Source organism: Bacillus sp. B2-WWTP-C-10-Post-4 (genome assembly GCF_009183805.1).
Lineage (GTDB): Bacteria > Bacillota > Bacilli > Bacillales > Bacillaceae_G > Bacillus_A > Bacillus_A cereus.
In genome coordinates this window covers 14,270-29,832 of record NZ_WEII01000001.1, presented here as the reverse complement: position 1 = coordinate 29,832, position 15,563 = coordinate 14,270, and the positions used below count along the sequence as shown (strand labels likewise).

The window sequence follows — 15,563 nt, the reverse complement described above, 5'->3', positions numbered from 1 at the left end:
CTTTTGTATTATAGTGATATTTTCTTTTCAAATATGAGGTCGAAATATTCAGGTTGTCCAGAACTGCCAATCGTAGGGGCAACAATCTGTACGAACCTCCAGCCATCTCTAGCATGTTCTTGAATAATTTCTTGGTAGTCTTCAGCTGGTTTTGAGCGAGTGAACCCCCAATGTAATTCGACTTTTACGAATTTATATTCAAACATTCAGATACCCCCTTTTATTGATAAGTAAAGTATACAATAAAAATTCATAGTAGCTTGTATCATTTTTTTCTCCCTCCCTTAATATATATAAAATTAGCAAGCCATATTGAGTGGATTTTCTAACGATAGGAAATGTGATTCTACTAAGAGTGAAATTCACGCGGGACGGACTCTTATAGGATTTGTAACGTATAGATACAGTCCTTTAGAGCGGGGATAAAAGGGGGGACAAAAGTGATTGAAATTTGCTTCGAAGAAAAAAATGATGCTATGCACGTATATAGACAATTGCTGAAAAGAGCGGAAGTGTTATATAAGGAAACGAGTGTGTATTTACAGGAACAAAAAGTGGTGATTCACATACCAGTACGTGAATCGAATTATATTGAAAAAATCTTATTGCCAGTAATGGTGTATTTCATTGTGAATGTGAAACAAAATGAGTGGATTTATACGATTTTAAAAGAAAAGTTTTTTTATGAAGAACAAGAAGAGTGTCATCAAATATTGCACATGGCACATGAGATTTTAAAGGGAAGAAGAAAAGGTGTAGCTCAGGATTTAACGCGTAACGCATTTGAGTCATATATTAAGTCTTCTTTAAATAATTGGCTTTGTGATCCGCTCTCATTCTCGTTTTCATCATATATCCGTTTTCGTCTTCGTACATATAGGGAAATGGTGGCTAAACTTGCGGAAGTGGCAATTGATGAATATAAGATGGAGCAAGAATACCAAATGTTCATTGAGACGCTTCGGCAACAAGTAAGTAGCCGTAAATCACGTTTGTCTTGCGTGCATCTTATTTTTGATGAAAGCTTTATCTTTTATGATGATAAAGGTAGACGTTTAAAACAGGAGAAGTTGGTCCAATATATAGATGAGGAATTATTAAAGCAAAATGATGTATATATTGATACGAAAGTAATTGCGCCGCTTCTTTCTATTTCGCCTAAAAAGATTTATTTATATACGAAAGAACAAGACCATAATATGATTATTACTTTGCGAAATGTGTTCCAAGAACGGGTCCAATTACATGGATTACATGATTTTGAGCGCAATGTGAAAAATTTAAAAAATAAAGGTAACGCCCTTGATTTTCTAAGTTTTTGAGCATATAATTACCTACATAAATGAAATATATTGAAATGTCATGATGAGGACATGAGTAGTTTTCTACGATTTTCAGAGAGGGAAGCCTTAGGGTGTGAGCTTCCTAGTACGGGATTATTACTTACCACCTCTAAACTTTAGCAGTGAACGGTTTTTCTAGTAATTGCTAACGGACAACACCGTTATGTTGAACTTGAGCAATTAACAATTATGTTAATTGGAACAAGGGTGGAACCACGAATTCAACACTCGTCCCTTTTTACGGGATGAGTGTTTTTTATTTTGAGAAAAAGAGGAGTGACCAGTGATGGCAGATGTAGTTAAAATTACTTTCCCTGATGGAGCTGTGAAGGAGTTTCCAAAAGGCGTAACAACTGAAGAAATCGCAGCTTCTATTAGCCCAGGCTTAAAGAAAAAAGCTGTAGCTGGAAAATTAAACGATGAGATGATCGATCTTGTTACACCAATCGAAGAAGATGGTGCAGTTTCTATCATTACATTAGATTCTGAAGATGGCCTATATATTTTACGCCATTCAACAGCCCACCTTTTAGCACAAGCGTTAAAACGTTTATATAAAGATGTTAAGGTTGAGCTTGGCATTGGTCCAGTAATTGAAAATGGCTTCTACTACGATATTGATATGGAAGAAGCAATTACAGTTGAAGACTTCAAGAAAATCGAAAAAGAAATGCAAAAAATCGTGAACGAGAACTTAGAAATCGTTCGTCATGAAGTACCACGTGCAGAAGCAATTCGTCGCTTTGAAGAAATCGGCGATGAGTTAAAATTAGATTTAATTAACGATCTTCCAGAAGATGCAGTTATTTCAATCTATGAGCAAGGCGAATTTTTCGACCTTTGTCGTGGTGTTCACCTTCCATCTACAGGGAAAATTAAAGTGTTTAAATTATTAAGCGTTGCAGGTGCTTACTGGCGCGGCGATAGCAATAATAAAATGCTACAACGTATTTACGGTACTGCATTCGTTAAGAAAGCAGAATTAGATGAGCACTTACGTATGCTTGAAGAAGCGAAAGAGCGCGATCACCGTAAATTAGGTAAAGAATTAAAACTATTTACTAATAGCCAAAAAGTAGGACAAGGTTTACCACTTTGGTTACCAAAAGGTGCAACAATCCGCCGCATTATCGAGCGTTACATCGTTGATAAAGAAGCAAGCTTAGGCTATGATCACGTATATACTCCAGTACTAGGGAGCAGAGAGCTTTATGAAACTTCTGGTCACTGGAACCACTACCGTGATGGCATGTTCCCATCAATGGAAATGGATAACGAAGAATTAGTTCTTCGTCCAATGAACTGTCCTCATCATATGATGGTTTATAAAAATGATATTCACAGCTACCGTGAATTACCAATCCGTATTGCAGAACTTGGAACAATGCACCGTTATGAAATGTCAGGTGCGTTATCTGGATTACAACGTGTACGCGGAATGACTTTAAACGATGCGCACATTTTCGTTCGTCCAGATCAAATTAAAGAAGAGTTAAAACGTGTTGTAAACTTAACTCTAGAAGTGTACAAAGATTTCGGTTTAGAGAACTACTCATTCCGTCTATCTTACCGCGACCCAGCAGATACTAAAAAGTATTATGCGGATGATGAGATGTGGGAAAAAGCACAAGGTATGTTAAAAGAAGCTATGGATGAAATGGGTCTTGATTACTATGAAGCTGAAGGTGAAGCGGCATTCTACGGTCCAAAACTTGATGTTCAAGTTCGTACTGCTCTTGGAAAAGACGAAACACTTTCAACTGTACAATTAGACTTCTTACTTCCAGAACGCTTTGAATTATCATACGTTGGTGAAGACGGTAAACAACATCGTCCAGTTGTAATTCACCGTGGTGTTGTATCAACTATGGAACGTTTTGTAGCCTTCTTAATTGAAGAATACAAAGGTGCATTCCCAACATGGTTAGCTCCAGTTCAAGTACAAGTAATTCCAGTTTCTCCGCAAGTACATTTAGACTATGCGAAAAAAGTACAAGACGAATTGCGTCGTGCTGGTATCCGTGTTGAATTAGACACTCGTGAAGAGAAGATAGGTTACAAAATCCGTGAAGCACAAATGCAAAAAATTCCGTACATGCTTGTAGTAGGTGACAATGAAGTAACTGAAAACGGCGTAAACGTACGTAAATATGGTGAACAAAAATCAGAAACAATCGCATTAGATGCTTTTGTTGACATGATTAAAGTAGAAGGAAAACGATAAGAAAAAGCCGCGGTATACCGCGGCTTTTTTATGTAATATACTCGAGAGAAATTAGAAAAAATAACCATGTGACACTTATCATAAAAAAGTATTGCAAGTATGTTAGTTGTTTGTTACAATATTTCTTGTTGTTAGTAAAACACATCGCGTCTTCTTGACAGACGTCATGTCCTATGATAAACTCATCAAGGATAATAGAATATTGTTTTGTGGAACAAGTAGAAGCACCCGCTTCTCACCTGATGGACGCATTCGCAGTTAACAGGTAAATGTATTTCTTACTTAAGATTTTACAAGTGTGGGTGTCGTATGCCCGCACTTTTTTTGTTCGGGTTCTATGACTACAAAATATGTTCTGAGAAAACCTTGGAGGTGGCTTACTATTAGCAAGGATATGATGATTAACGAGCAAATTCGTGCACGTGAAGTACGTTTAGTTGGCGCAAATGGCGATCAACTTGGAATCAAGTCTCGTAATGACGCTTTAGACTTAGCTGCAAATCTTAATCTTGATTTAGTATTAGTTGCTCCAAATGCGAAACCGCCAGTATGCCGCATTATGGACTACGGTAAATTCCGCTTTGAGCAACAGAAGAAAGAAAAAGAGCAGCGCAAAAATCAAAAAGTAATTAGCATGAAAGAAGTTCGTTTAAGTCCAACAATTGATGAACACGACTTTAACACAAAACTTCGTAATGCTATCAAGTTTTTAGAGAAAGGCGACAAGGTTAAAGCGTCAATTCGCTTTAAAGGACGTGCCATTACTCATAAAGAAATCGGTCAACGTGTTTTAGATCGCTTCTCAGAAGCTTGTGCTGAAGTTAGTACAGTTGAATCTAAGCCTAAAATGGAAGGACGCAGTATGTTCTTAGTTTTAGCACCGAAAAACGATAAGTAATAGATAGAGGAGGAAATACCTATGCCTAAACAAAAAACTCATCGCGGCGCTGCAAAGCGTTTCAAAAAGACTGGATCAGGTAAACTGAAACGTTCTCACGCTTACACAAGCCATTTATTCGCTAACAAATCTACAAAAGCTAAACGTAAACTACGTAAAGCTGGTGTAGTAAGCGCTGGTGACTTCAAACGCATTCGTCAAATGCTTGACAACTTAAAATAAGTTCGGCTGATATATAGAACAATTAGGAGGTAATATTATGCCAAGAGTAAAAGGTGGTACAGTTACTCGTCAACGTCGTAAAAAAGTAATTAAATTAGCAAAAGGTTACTACGGTTCAAAAAATACATTATTCAAGGTTGCTAACCAACAGGTTATGAAATCTCTAATGTATGCATTCCGTGACCGCCGTCAAAAGAAACGTGACTTCCGTAAATTATGGATTACACGTATCAACGCAGCAGCTCGTATGAATGGTCTTTCTTACAGCCGCTTAATGCACGGTCTTAAAAATGCTGGCATCGAAGTTAACCGCAAGATGCTTGCTGACTTAGCTGTTCATGACGAAAAAGCTTTCGCTGAATTAGCAACAGTTGCAAAAAACAACATTAACTAATTAATTAGTTGAAACCTTAGAAGAATTTTCTTCTAAGGTTTTTTTATTTGTATTCAAATAGAAGTTAGAAGTGAAAGAAATTCTAAAGATTAACGACTATGTCGTTATCAATATGACAAAATCAATATAAAAGTTATAGCAGTATAGAAGAATATACATATGAAGTCAGGAGAATACTCCTGGCTTTTTTCAATTCTGCTCGTTTGGAAAGAAGAGTATCTTTCCTAGCCGAAACGACACTGCTATAATGGAAAGATGATATGGAACTTTCATCAGATGAACAATTTAAGAGCGATGACTGAAACGTATTTGTAAATTAAGGACAAGCTATTTTATAAAGAGTTAGATAGCTGACTTATTCATAAGAACTGAAACATAATAATGAACTTTGAGATGAAACAACATTGTTGCGTAAAATGCGATGTTGGAGGAGGACAATAGAATGGACTTACTACAACTATTTAAATTACAAAAAGAATTAGATGACCGTATTGCAAAAGAACATGACTTACAACCGAAAAAATTGTTAAAAGAAAAAATGTTAGCTCTTCTTGTAGAAATTGGAGAACTTGCAAATGAAACACGTTGTTTTAAATATTGGAGCAACAAACCAGCATCGGAACGTGAAGTAATATTAGAAGAATACGTAGATGGTTTGCATTTTATTTTATCAATCGGAATTGATTTAGGTATTGATAAAAACTTCCTATTCTATAAATGTGCACAAACGAATAAAACACAAGTGGAAATTTTCTTAGACACATATGCGAAAGTAATTCGTTTTACAGATCAACCATCTATTACAAACTATATTGAATTATTTACGAGCTATCTTCGACTTGGACAAGCACTTGAATTTGAGCAAGAAGAGATTGAAAAAGCATATTTAGATAAAAATGAAGTAAATCATCAGCGTCAAACACAAGGATATTAATTTAATTTTTGAATATTTCAATTTAATTATTGTATAATGAATTGACTGAAGAAAAAGGAGGGTGTTGGCAATGACAAAATTAGACGCGACATTGACAATGCTAAAAGAATTAACGGACGCACGTGGTATTGCTGGTAACGAACGTGAACCACGTGAAGTAATGAAGAAATATATCGAGCCGTTTGCGGACGAACTTTCTACTGATAATTTAGGGAGTTTAGTTGCAAAAAAAGTAGGGGAAGAAAACGGCCCAAAAATTATGGTTGCAGGTCATTTGGATGAAGTTGGATTTATGATTACACAAATCGATGACAAAGGTTTCCTTCGCTTCCAAACGGTTGGTGGCTGGTGGTCACAAGTTATGCTTGCGCAACGCGTGACGATTGTAACGCGTAAAGGAGATGTAACAGGTGTAATTGGTTCAAAACCACCGCACATTTTACCTCCAGAAGCTCGTAAAAAGCCAGTTGAAATTAAAGACATGTTCATCGATATCGGTGCTTCTAGCCAAGAAGAAGCAATGGAGTGGGGCGTACGACCAGGAGATCAAGTTGTACCTTACTTTGAATTCCAAGTGATGAAGAATGAAAAAATGTTACTTGCAAAAGCATGGGATAACCGAATTGGTTGTGCAATTGCAATTGACGTATTAAAACAATTAAAAGGTGAAAAGCATCCAAACGTTGTATACGGCGTTGGAACTGTACAAGAAGAAGTTGGTCTTCGTGGGGCAAAAACATCTGCGAATTATATTAAACCAGATATCGCGTTCGCAGTAGATGTTGGTATCGCTGGAGATACACCGGGTGTAACGTCAAAAGAAGCGCAAAGTAAAATGGGCGATGGACCACAAATCATTTTATATGATGCTTCTGTTATTGGACATACAGGTTTACGTGATTTCGTAGTTGATGTTGCTGATGAATTACAAATCCCGTATCAATATGATTCAGTAGCGGGCGGAGGAACGGATGCGGGTGCGATTCACATTGCTGTAAATGGTATTCCTTCTATGGCAATTACAATTGCAACGCGCTATATCCATTCTCATGCGGCAATGTTACACCGTGATGATTATGAAAATGCAGTGAAGTTAATTGTAGAAGTTATTAAACGTCTTGATAAAGAGGCTGTACATAACATTACATTTAATTAATAGAAAAAGCGAAGGAGATTCTCCTTCGCTTTTTTATGTTTTAAAAAGGCCGTTCTAATCCTGCTGCAGTATGAGCGCCTAAAATAATTAAACGAGTTAATTGCATCGCCATAAAATGCGGAGTATATATCATTCCTCTTTTTAACCATGACATAATCATTCCGATGTGAGCCCCTGTAACATAACTAATCAAAATATCACGAGGAACCATAAGATCTTCATCATCTGGTTGTGAAATAGACAAGCTTAATGTTAAATGCACTTGTATTGTTTTCATCATTTTATAAGAGTAGTTTCCGGCAGCTTTATCCCCAAGCATAACGTTATAAAAGTTTACATTTTCTGCGATATGTTCGAATAAAGCCAAAAATGTAGGGTGAGGTGAATCAAATGTAAGTTGAAAATCTTCTTTATTTCTATTTTTCGGTTTAATTACTTCTGCTAGCTTCTCTAACATTTCTTCAATACTTTTGTCTAATAGGTCATATTTATCATGGTAATGGCTATAAAATGTAGCGCGATTTACAGGAGCGCGTTCTGCGATATGTTGCACAGTTACATTTTCAAAGCCTTTTTCGCCTACTAAAGCGACAAAAGCATCCTGAATGAGTTGTCTCGTTCGCTTTACACGTGGATCATTTGTATTTTTAATAGACATTTTTCTTCTCCTCGTTTAATTTTCTATACTTAAACAACATATTGGTATTATATTGTTGTTTAAGCGACATTTCATACGTAAATTGTCGGTTGTAGATTCAAAATAATTATTTATAATTATAAACGATAGTCCTTCAGAAATCAGCACCGCTCGCAGGTAGATAAATTTCGATTTACGCTGCAGATGGTGTGATTTTTTTGTTAAAAGGTTAATATAATTAACAATTAAACAATCTAAACAATAAGGACATAAATAGTTTAGAAAAAAATTATATGCGATATAAGGAGAGGAATGCAATGAATCAGTTTCGAAGAATGGTAATTATCAACATTATCACATTAATTGTACTAGTTGGCGGCGGTATTGGCGGTTATTACTATTACAACCAAACGGAAAATTACTTAAAAACAGACAATGCAAAGATTGATGGGAAGGTAATTCCGGTTGCTTCACCAGTAGCAGGTAAACTAACTGACTGGAAAGCTGAAGTAGGAAAAAATTATAATGAGAACGATAAACTAGGTACTGTTACTGTAGCGGCAGCTAATGGAGAACAAACAGTAGATGTAACAATTCCACAAAATGCAACGGTTGTACAATCAAACGCAACAACAAATGCTTTCGTTGGAGCTGGTAGCCCGATTGCTTACGCATTCGATATGAACAATTTATGGGTAACAGCAAACATTGAAGAAACAGATGTTGATGATGTTCAAAAAGGTCAAGATGTAGATGTGTATGTAGATGCATACCCAGATACAACGTTAACAGGAAAAGTAGAACAAGTTGGCTTAACAACAGCGAATACATTCTCTATGTTGCCATCAAGCAACGCAACAGCGAACTATACGAAAGTAACACAAGTAGTACCAGTTAAAATTTCTTTAGATCATAGCAAATCAGTAAATATTGTTCCTGGCATGAATGTGACAGTTCGTATTCATAAGTAAGGGGGAGATGAGATGTCCTCAATTGTAATTGCAGGATATGCACTATTTTGTATAATCGTCTTCTTCCTTGTAAATCGTCTTTTACGAAAGAAAAAAACGAAAATGGGAGAAGAACAAGTCCCAGCCGTAAGTAAAATAGAAATAAGTAAAGTTGAAACAGAAGAGAAAGAAATTGAACGAAAGCAAGAAGCGGAAATTTCTAATGTAGTTGAGTTAGAAACAGGAAAGCAAGAAGAAGTAAAACAAGAAAAAGAAGTGCCGAAAAAACAAATGTCTACGCCTGTAGAGAATGTGAACGTAAAAGCAGTTGTAGCTGTATTAATTCTCGGCATGTTCGTTTCTATTTTAAACCAAACAATTATTAACGTTGCATTACCTCCGTTAATGAATGAATTTAACGTATCAACTTCAACAGCACAATGGTTAATTACAGGCTTCATGCTTGTAAATGGTATTTTAGTACCGATTAGTGCCTTTTTAGTTTCACGATTTACGTATCGTAAATTATTCGTAGCAGCAATGTTATTCTTTACGGTAGGATCTATCATTTGTGCTACTTCAGGAAACTTTACAATGATGATGACGGGCCGTGTAATTCAAGCGGTTGGTGCGGGTATTTTAATGCCGGTTGGTATGAATATCTTCATGACGTTATTCCCGCCTCATAAACGCGGAGCGGCGATGGGATTACTAGGTGTAGCGATGATTTTAGCTCCAGCTATCGGACCAACTGTAACAGGTTGGGTAATTGAAAACTATAGCTGGAACTTAATGTTCTATGCGATGTTTATTATCGGTTTAATTATTACGTTCCTATCTTTAAAATTCTTTACACTAGCTCAGCCAGTGTCTAAAACGAAATTAGATATATTCGGTGTGGTTAGTTCAAGTATTGGACTAGGAAGCTTATTGTACGGATTTAGTGAAGCTGGAAATAATAGTTGGACTAGTGCAGAAGTTGTTATTTCACTTATCATTGGTGTAATTGGTTTAGCGTTATTTATTTGGAGAGAGTTAACAACGGACAATAAAATGCTTGATTTACAAGTATTTAAATATCCAGTATTTACTTTCACTTTAGTAATTAACGCAATCGTTACGATGGCATTATTCGGAGGTATGTTATTGCTTCCAGTATATCTGCAAAACATTCGTGGCTTTACGCCAATTGAATCTGGTTTACTACTTCTTCCAGGATCATTAATTATGGGGATCATGGGACCAGTAGCGGGTAAATTATTCGATAAATATGGCATTCGTCCATTAGCGATAATTGGATTGGCAATTACGACGTATGCGACATATGAATTTACAAAATTATCGATGGATACACCGTATAGCGTTATTATGACGGATTATATTATACGTTCAATTGGTATGTCATTCATTATGATGCCAATTATGACGGCTGGTATGAACGCGCTGCCGATGAAATTAATTTCTCACGGTACAGCAACGCAAAATACGTCAAGACAAGTAGCGGGTTCAATCGGAACAGCGATTTTAATTACACTTATGACGCAACAAACGACTGCTCACGTAGCAGATTACGGCAACATGTTAACAACATCAAACCCAATTTTAGTTGATAAAATACACGGCATGGGGCAAAGTTTAGCGGCCTTAGCTGGATCAGCTCAAGCAGGAGACGCGATGAGCACACAACTATTATATGGACAAATTTCAAAGCTATCTGCAATTAACGGTATTAACGATGCCTTCTTAATCGCAACGATACTAGCAGGTATCGCTTGGGTGTTATCGTTCTTCTTACCATCAGGCAATAAACCAAATAGAAAAGCAGGGAATTAAATTCCCTGCTTTTTTGTGTTCTTTATGCAGTTAAATATAAAAGCTGGTAACCAGCTACGGAGCATAGCCCTGTTATAAACAAAATTGTTCCCATAGCACGAATACTTGATATTTGTCTGCCGCTTATAATAGCTAATAGTCCAGCTAAAGAGAAGAGACCCCAATATAAAGTTCCTGAAATTGGAATCATCCCCTCTAAATCTATTCCATAACCTATACAAATGATAGGAACAACGATAAGAGATATGCTAATGAAACCAGCTATAATAGTAAATGATTTACGACATTTCATACCAGAAATAATTAAAAAAATACCGACGATGAATTCGCATAACATTAAAGTAAAAGCTAAAATCATCCAAATTAATATTCCGAACACTTCTGTATTACCTCCGATTTGTGGGTTTCGAAAAAAGTTATATATAGAATCAATCACCTACAGACATGAGTACCCAGAAGATAACTCCTAATATACCAGCGATAAAAATAATGAATCCCATATTACGTATACTTTTAATTTTTGCTTGGAATCCACTTATCCCTGCTAATAATCCAGTTAAAGAAAATAGGGTCCAGTAAAGAGCAGTTGGAATGGGGAAGATTGTATCCATATTAATTCCTATACTTAAAAAAACAAAAGGTAGTGTGACAAAGGATAGGCTAAGTAGCCCCATTAAACCAACTAGTAATTTCCGATATTTAATTCCTGTTACTATTAAAAAAATACCACCAGCAATCCCACATAGTAAGAGAAGTGGCGTGAAAAGCATCCAAATAACACTGAACATATGTAAACTCCTTTATATGAATTAAGTTATATTTTACTACATGAGGTTTATTTTGGATATTATTAATAAATATGTATAAATTGATAGAGATGAGAAGTGATCATACGAATTAATAAAAGAGGTATCGTGAGGATACCTCTTTCTAATTCAAGAATGCCAACAAATTATTCATAATATGAAATAACATAGCTGGAATAATGGATTTTGTTTTTTTACATAAAATAGCCATTAATAATCCCATGAAGAAAGTAATGACCATTACGCCAAGTGAGTATGTATGAGCGATACCGAAGAAGAAGCTTGTTATAATCGCTGCAATCCAAAATGGGAAGCGTTCTGAGAAAAAGCGAAGTATAAAGCCACGGAAAATAAGCTCTTCAAAAATTGGTGTGAGTATTGCAAAGCCGAGAAGTAATAATATTTGATACTGCTTAAAGACATCTAAGTTTAGTGCGGAAGATTGCTGCTTTGTTGCGTCTTGGAACACATAATTTAACAAGATGTAATTGAGTAAAATGTTTATAGCGAAGAAAAGAAGTAAGTATACGTATGTACGCCATTCTCTCAGTGCTCTAAAGTTAAATGATTGTAGTAGTAATTTTTTTGCGGGTTCGAATTTAAAAATGAAGAATAACAACACGGCTAGCTGTAATACAATACTTGCAGTATTTACGATAGATTCATACAGGGCAATTTGTTTTTTATCTGTAAGACCGGCTGTATAAATTGTTAAGGGCATTGCGAGGAACACAGTAATAAGTCCGGTTCCGAAAAAAGCGAATACAACGGAGCTAATAAATTGTCCCCATGACATAGAGTATTTCTGTTCATTAGAAAGTTGTGTAGCGGGTTGCATATGTAGAATCACCTCTTTATATTTGTATATTTAATTATAAGGTATTTTGTTTTCAGGCGTAATATTTAAATATTACATATAAAGGTGTATTTTCCATAAAATAATAAAAGAGGTATCACCCTGTAGTGATGCCTCTTTCTCATTGATAACTATGTTCTGTCTTGTTATTCAATTTTGCTTGCTCTATTTGCAATTCACGCTCTACCAATCGATCTAATTGCTGAATTGCTTTAAGTGCTTTTTCATAAGAAATTGTTCGATAATGATGCGCTCCGCCCGGTTCTTCATCTGCTTCATCTGCCCATTTAATAATATTTTGAAGCGATGTTCTTTCAATTTCTTGTTCCACTAAGAAAGAATCTGTATGAAGAAGAATTGCAATAGAAATTTCTTTTGCTAGTTTTGGATGTTCTCCTAATCTAATAAGTAATTTATGTGCTCTTTCAGCACCTTTAATTGCATGGATATCATTCTTTTTATATAAGTCATAATCCCATTCGCCGCCTGTGTACCACGTATGATGTCCGATATCATGAAGGAAGCCAGCTTTTGTGGCAGCATCGACTGAGGCGTGATGCTTTTTGGCTAGGTGAAACGCATGGTAAGCGACAGCGATCGCGTGGACCATTCCAGAACGGTTTACGTATTTTTGTGTAATGTGGTGTTTAAAAATTTGTTCAAGCGTAATACGGTGCATAAAACATTCACTCCTTTTATCTTATGGTGTATATGAAGAAAAATCGATCGGTTTAAATGTATTTTGAACATTGTACTCCATCATAGTTCGTTAGTAAAGTAGAAATGTTTAGGAGAAGAAAAAATTTTTCTGCAAAAAAATCACCTTAGCTTATGCAAAGGTGATTTTCAAATTACTTATTTTTTTAATCCTTGCTCTAGTGTTTCTAACATTTCGTGCTTTTCATTTTCATCAGCGTTTTTCCAAATGACTTCAAATAAAACGCCAAGACCTGGAAGCATTTTTTCTTCACCGCTTTGAATTGCATCGACGATTGTTTCTTGTAATTGATCTTGTGAATTTCCAGATACATTCGCTAATACGGCACCGCGTAAATTAAAACTCATTGCTTTCACCTCTTCTTCAGAATTGAAACTGACGTTAGTTTTTGTTCTTTTTTATGTAAATATGTATGAAAAATAGGCTATAATGATAAGACAAGAAGAGAGGGAAATACATATTATGAAAAACATTGATTCAGTACAAAATCCGCGTGTAAAGCAGTGGAAAAAGCTGCAAACGAAAAAAGAACGCGATAAAAAAGGTTTATTTTTTGTAGAAGGATTCCACTTAGTCGAGGAAGCTTTGAAGGCAGGAATTGTAACAGAACTTATCGTTTCAGATCAGACAGACCTTCCGAAAGATTGGACAGTTAATGATGTGGAAATGTATATCGTACCTGAGGCGATTGTCAAAATACTTCGTGAAACAGAAACGACACAAGGTGTATTTGCTGTTTGTGAGAAGCATGAGAAAGAAGTAGCTCTTACTGATGGGAAATTCCTTTTATTAGATGGCCTGCAAGACCCAGGTAATTTAGGAACAATTATTCGTACAGCTGATGCAGCTGGTATTCACGCCGTTGTGCTTGGAGAAGGTTGTGTTGATGTTTACAATAGTAAAGTACTCCGCTCTACACAAGGCTCTATTTTCCACTTACCAATTGTAAAAGGGAACTTAGAAGAATGGGTAGATAAGTTAAAAGAAAACAACGTTCCTGTATATGGAACAGCTCTTGAAAATGGAGTTCCGTATGGTGAAGTAACGCCGGCTGGCAGTTTTGCATTAATTGTAGGAAATGAAGGAAATGGCGTACGCCAAGAAATTCTTGCAAAAACGGATCAAAACTTGTATATTCCGATTTACGGCGGGGCAGAATCATTAAATGTTGCGGTTGCAGCAGGGATTTTAACGTATTATTTGCAAAGCCCGGTTGCGAACAAATAAAAAACTTCTTATAATAAGTTGAAGTACATTATATTAAAAGTTAAATAACGAAAAACGTTGATAGAGAAGAGTAACTTACAAAATCGCCATATAGGGAGAGAGTGCCGTAGACTGAAAGCATTCTTATGGTAGACGGAAGTGAATTCACCTCTGGAGTTGACGCCAGGACCATGTATATGTAAAGGCGTTCCGGTCAGAATTGATCGTTATAACTAATGAGTGGGCAGACTTGTTCTGTCAATTTAGGGTGGTACCGCGAATTTACCTCGTCCCTTTTTGGGAGCGAGGTTTTTTTATTTTTAAAATTAGGAGGGTTCCAAAATGGAAGCACGTTTAAAAGAGCTAAAGCAAAAAGCGTTAGAGCTTATTGAAGAAGCGAAAGAGCTAAAGGGCTTAAACGACGTACGCGTAGCGTATTTAGGAAAAAAAAGCCCAATTACAGAAGTATTACGCGGCATGGGAAAATTGTCAGCAGAAGAGCGTCCACGTATGGGAGCATTAGTAAATGAAGTGCGTGAAGCGATTCAAACGCGTTTAGATGACAAAATTAGTAACTTAGAAAAAGCAGTAATCGAAGCGAAATTAGCTACTGAAACAATCGATGTTACACTGCCAGGTCGTCCTGTTGAAACAGGTTGTCACCATCCGTTAACAGCTGTTGTTGAGCAAATTGAAGATGTATTCATCGGTATGGGTTATGAAGTAGCTGAAGGAACAGAAGTAGAAAAAGACTACTACAACTTCGAAGCACTAAACTTACCGAAAGATCACCCAGCGCGTGATATGCAAGATACATTCTACATTACAGAAGAAACGTTACTACGTACACATACATCTTCTGTGCAAGCACGTACGATGGAAAATAATAAAGAAAAAGGCCCAATCAAAATTATTTGTCCTGGTAAAGTGTATCGCCGTGATGACGACGATGCGACGCATTCACATCAGTTCATGCAAATTGAAGGTCTTGTAATTGATAAAAACATTCGTATGAGTGACTTAAAAGGTACACTGCAAGTATTCGTGAAAAAGATGTTCGGTGAAGATCGTGAAATCCGTCTTCGTCCAAGTTTCTTCCCATTCACAGAGCCATCTGTAGAGATGGATATTTCTTGTATGATGTGTCACGGCAAAGGTTGCGGCACTTGTAAAGGAACTGGCTGGATTGAAATTCTAGGCGCAGGTATGGTTCACCCGAACGTACTTGAAATGGCTGGTTATGATTCAAAAGAATATCAAGGTTTCGCATTCGGTATGGGCGCAGAGCGTATCGCAATGTTGAAATACGGAGTAGATGACATTCGTCATTTCTATACAAATGATGTACGTTTCTTACAACAATTCAAACGAGCGTAAGGGAAGGAG

The 15,563-nt window shown here is 36.3% G+C and carries 18 protein-coding genes and 3 other annotated features; of the genes, 11 read left to right on the top strand and 7 right to left on the bottom strand.

Annotated features, from left to right (window positions below):
- Nucleotides 1-8: 8 nt before the first annotated feature.
- Nucleotides 9-206 (bottom strand): DUF4177 domain-containing protein, encoded by a 198-nt coding sequence (locus tag GBN78_RS00150; protein WP_000464457.1) that lies wholly within the window; start codon nt 204-206, stop codon nt 9-11.
- A 234-nt stretch (nt 207-440) separates the two neighbouring features.
- Here GBN78_RS00150 and ytxC point away from each other — a divergent pair, with 234 nt between their 5' ends.
- The 7 genes from ytxC to GBN78_RS00115 all read left to right on the top strand — a co-directional run bounded on the left by ytxC (nt 441) and on the right by GBN78_RS00115 (nt 7,171).
- The gene (gene ytxC, locus GBN78_RS00145; RefSeq protein ID WP_000569629.1) at nt 441-1,322 is read left to right on the top strand and encodes a putative sporulation protein YtxC; all 882 of its coding nucleotides are present in this window, start codon (nt 441-443) and stop codon (nt 1,320-1,322) included.
- Nucleotides 1,323-1,353: 31 nt separating this feature from the next.
- Nucleotides 1,354-1,582: a binding site (T-box leader), on the top strand.
- Between the two features lie 47 nt (nt 1,583-1,629).
- Complete coding sequence (gene thrS / locus GBN78_RS00140; protein ID WP_000786083.1) at nt 1,630-3,567, top strand: threonine--tRNA ligase; 1,938 nt, start codon at nt 1,630-1,632, stop codon at nt 3,565-3,567.
- 210 nt (nt 3,568-3,777) lie between these two features.
- Nucleotides 3,778-3,898: a sequence feature (ribosomal protein L20 leader region), on the top strand.
- 63 nt (nt 3,899-3,961) lie between these two features.
- On the top strand, nt 3,962-4,465 hold the full coding sequence (gene infC / locus GBN78_RS00135; protein WP_000973215.1) for a translation initiation factor IF-3: 504 nt from the start codon (nt 3,962-3,964) through the stop codon (nt 4,463-4,465).
- A 21-nt stretch (nt 4,466-4,486) separates the two neighbouring features.
- Nucleotides 4,487-4,687 carry a 50S ribosomal protein L35 gene (rpmI, locus tag GBN78_RS00130; protein WP_001125945.1) on the top strand — a complete coding sequence of 67 codons (201 nt, stop codon included), beginning with the start codon at nt 4,487-4,489 and terminating at the stop codon, nt 4,685-4,687.
- A gap of 37 nt (nt 4,688-4,724) precedes the next feature.
- Nucleotides 4,725-5,081 (top strand): 50S ribosomal protein L20, encoded by a 357-nt coding sequence (gene rplT, locus GBN78_RS00125; protein ID WP_001138362.1) that lies wholly within the window; start codon nt 4,725-4,727, stop codon nt 5,079-5,081.
- A 442-nt stretch (nt 5,082-5,523) separates the two neighbouring features.
- Nucleotides 5,524-6,015 carry a dUTP diphosphatase gene (locus tag GBN78_RS00120; RefSeq protein ID WP_000365050.1) on the top strand — a complete coding sequence of 164 codons (492 nt, stop codon included), beginning with the start codon at nt 5,524-5,526 and terminating at the stop codon, nt 6,013-6,015.
- A gap of 70 nt (nt 6,016-6,085) precedes the next feature.
- Nucleotides 6,086-7,171 (top strand): M42 family metallopeptidase, encoded by a 1,086-nt coding sequence (locus GBN78_RS00115; protein ID WP_000163557.1) that lies wholly within the window; start codon nt 6,086-6,088, stop codon nt 7,169-7,171.
- Between the two features lie 40 nt (nt 7,172-7,211).
- Here GBN78_RS00115 and GBN78_RS00110 read toward each other — a convergent pair whose 3' ends face one another.
- Nucleotides 7,212-7,829: a TetR/AcrR family transcriptional regulator gene (locus GBN78_RS00110; RefSeq protein ID WP_000023661.1), complete on the bottom strand. Its 618-nt coding sequence runs from the start codon at nt 7,827-7,829 to the stop codon at nt 7,212-7,214.
- 296 nt (nt 7,830-8,125) lie between these two features.
- Between GBN78_RS00110 and GBN78_RS00105 the strand changes: the two genes are divergently transcribed.
- Both GBN78_RS00105 and GBN78_RS00100 read left to right on the top strand, forming a co-directional pair.
- Nucleotides 8,126-8,779, top strand: coding sequence for an HlyD family secretion protein (locus GBN78_RS00105; RefSeq protein ID WP_001071419.1), 654 nt, complete (start codon nt 8,126-8,128; stop codon nt 8,777-8,779).
- 12 nt (nt 8,780-8,791) lie between these two features.
- Nucleotides 8,792-10,591: a DHA2 family efflux MFS transporter permease subunit gene (locus GBN78_RS00100; RefSeq protein ID WP_000095269.1), complete on the top strand. Its 1,800-nt coding sequence runs from the start codon at nt 8,792-8,794 to the stop codon at nt 10,589-10,591.
- A gap of 22 nt (nt 10,592-10,613) precedes the next feature.
- Here the strand turns inward: GBN78_RS00100 and GBN78_RS00095 are convergent, their stop codons facing one another.
- The 5 genes from GBN78_RS00095 to sspI all read right to left on the bottom strand — a co-directional run bounded on the left by GBN78_RS00095 (nt 10,614) and on the right by sspI (nt 13,318).
- Complete coding sequence (locus GBN78_RS00095; protein ID WP_009326389.1) at nt 10,614-10,970, bottom strand: hypothetical protein; 357 nt, start codon at nt 10,968-10,970, stop codon at nt 10,614-10,616.
- A gap of 49 nt (nt 10,971-11,019) precedes the next feature.
- The gene (locus tag GBN78_RS00090; protein ID WP_000493174.1) at nt 11,020-11,379 is read right to left on the bottom strand and encodes a hypothetical protein; all 360 of its coding nucleotides are present in this window, start codon (nt 11,377-11,379) and stop codon (nt 11,020-11,022) included.
- Between the two features lie 142 nt (nt 11,380-11,521).
- Complete coding sequence (locus tag GBN78_RS00085; protein WP_001182124.1) at nt 11,522-12,235, bottom strand: CPBP family intramembrane glutamic endopeptidase; 714 nt, start codon at nt 12,233-12,235, stop codon at nt 11,522-11,524.
- Between the two features lie 139 nt (nt 12,236-12,374).
- Complete coding sequence (locus GBN78_RS00080; protein ID WP_000554786.1) at nt 12,375-12,932, bottom strand: HD domain-containing protein; 558 nt, start codon at nt 12,930-12,932, stop codon at nt 12,375-12,377.
- A 176-nt stretch (nt 12,933-13,108) separates the two neighbouring features.
- On the bottom strand, nt 13,109-13,318 hold the full coding sequence (sspI, locus tag GBN78_RS00075; RefSeq protein ID WP_000009509.1) for a small acid-soluble spore protein SspI: 210 nt from the start codon (nt 13,316-13,318) through the stop codon (nt 13,109-13,111).
- An 82-nt stretch (nt 13,319-13,400) separates the two neighbouring features.
- Between sspI and GBN78_RS00070 the strand changes: the two genes are divergently transcribed.
- Together GBN78_RS00070 and pheS are read left to right on the top strand one after the other, a co-directional pair.
- Nucleotides 13,401-14,198 carry a TrmH family RNA methyltransferase gene (locus tag GBN78_RS00070; RefSeq protein ID WP_001986644.1) on the top strand — a complete coding sequence of 266 codons (798 nt, stop codon included), beginning with the start codon at nt 13,401-13,403 and terminating at the stop codon, nt 14,196-14,198.
- A gap of 48 nt (nt 14,199-14,246) precedes the next feature.
- Nucleotides 14,247-14,475: a binding site (T-box leader), on the top strand.
- Between the two features lie 44 nt (nt 14,476-14,519).
- On the top strand, nt 14,520-15,554 hold the full coding sequence (gene pheS / locus GBN78_RS00065; RefSeq protein WP_152126851.1) for a phenylalanine--tRNA ligase subunit alpha: 1,035 nt from the start codon (nt 14,520-14,522) through the stop codon (nt 15,552-15,554).
- The last annotated feature ends 9 nt before the right edge of the window (nt 15,555-15,563 follow it).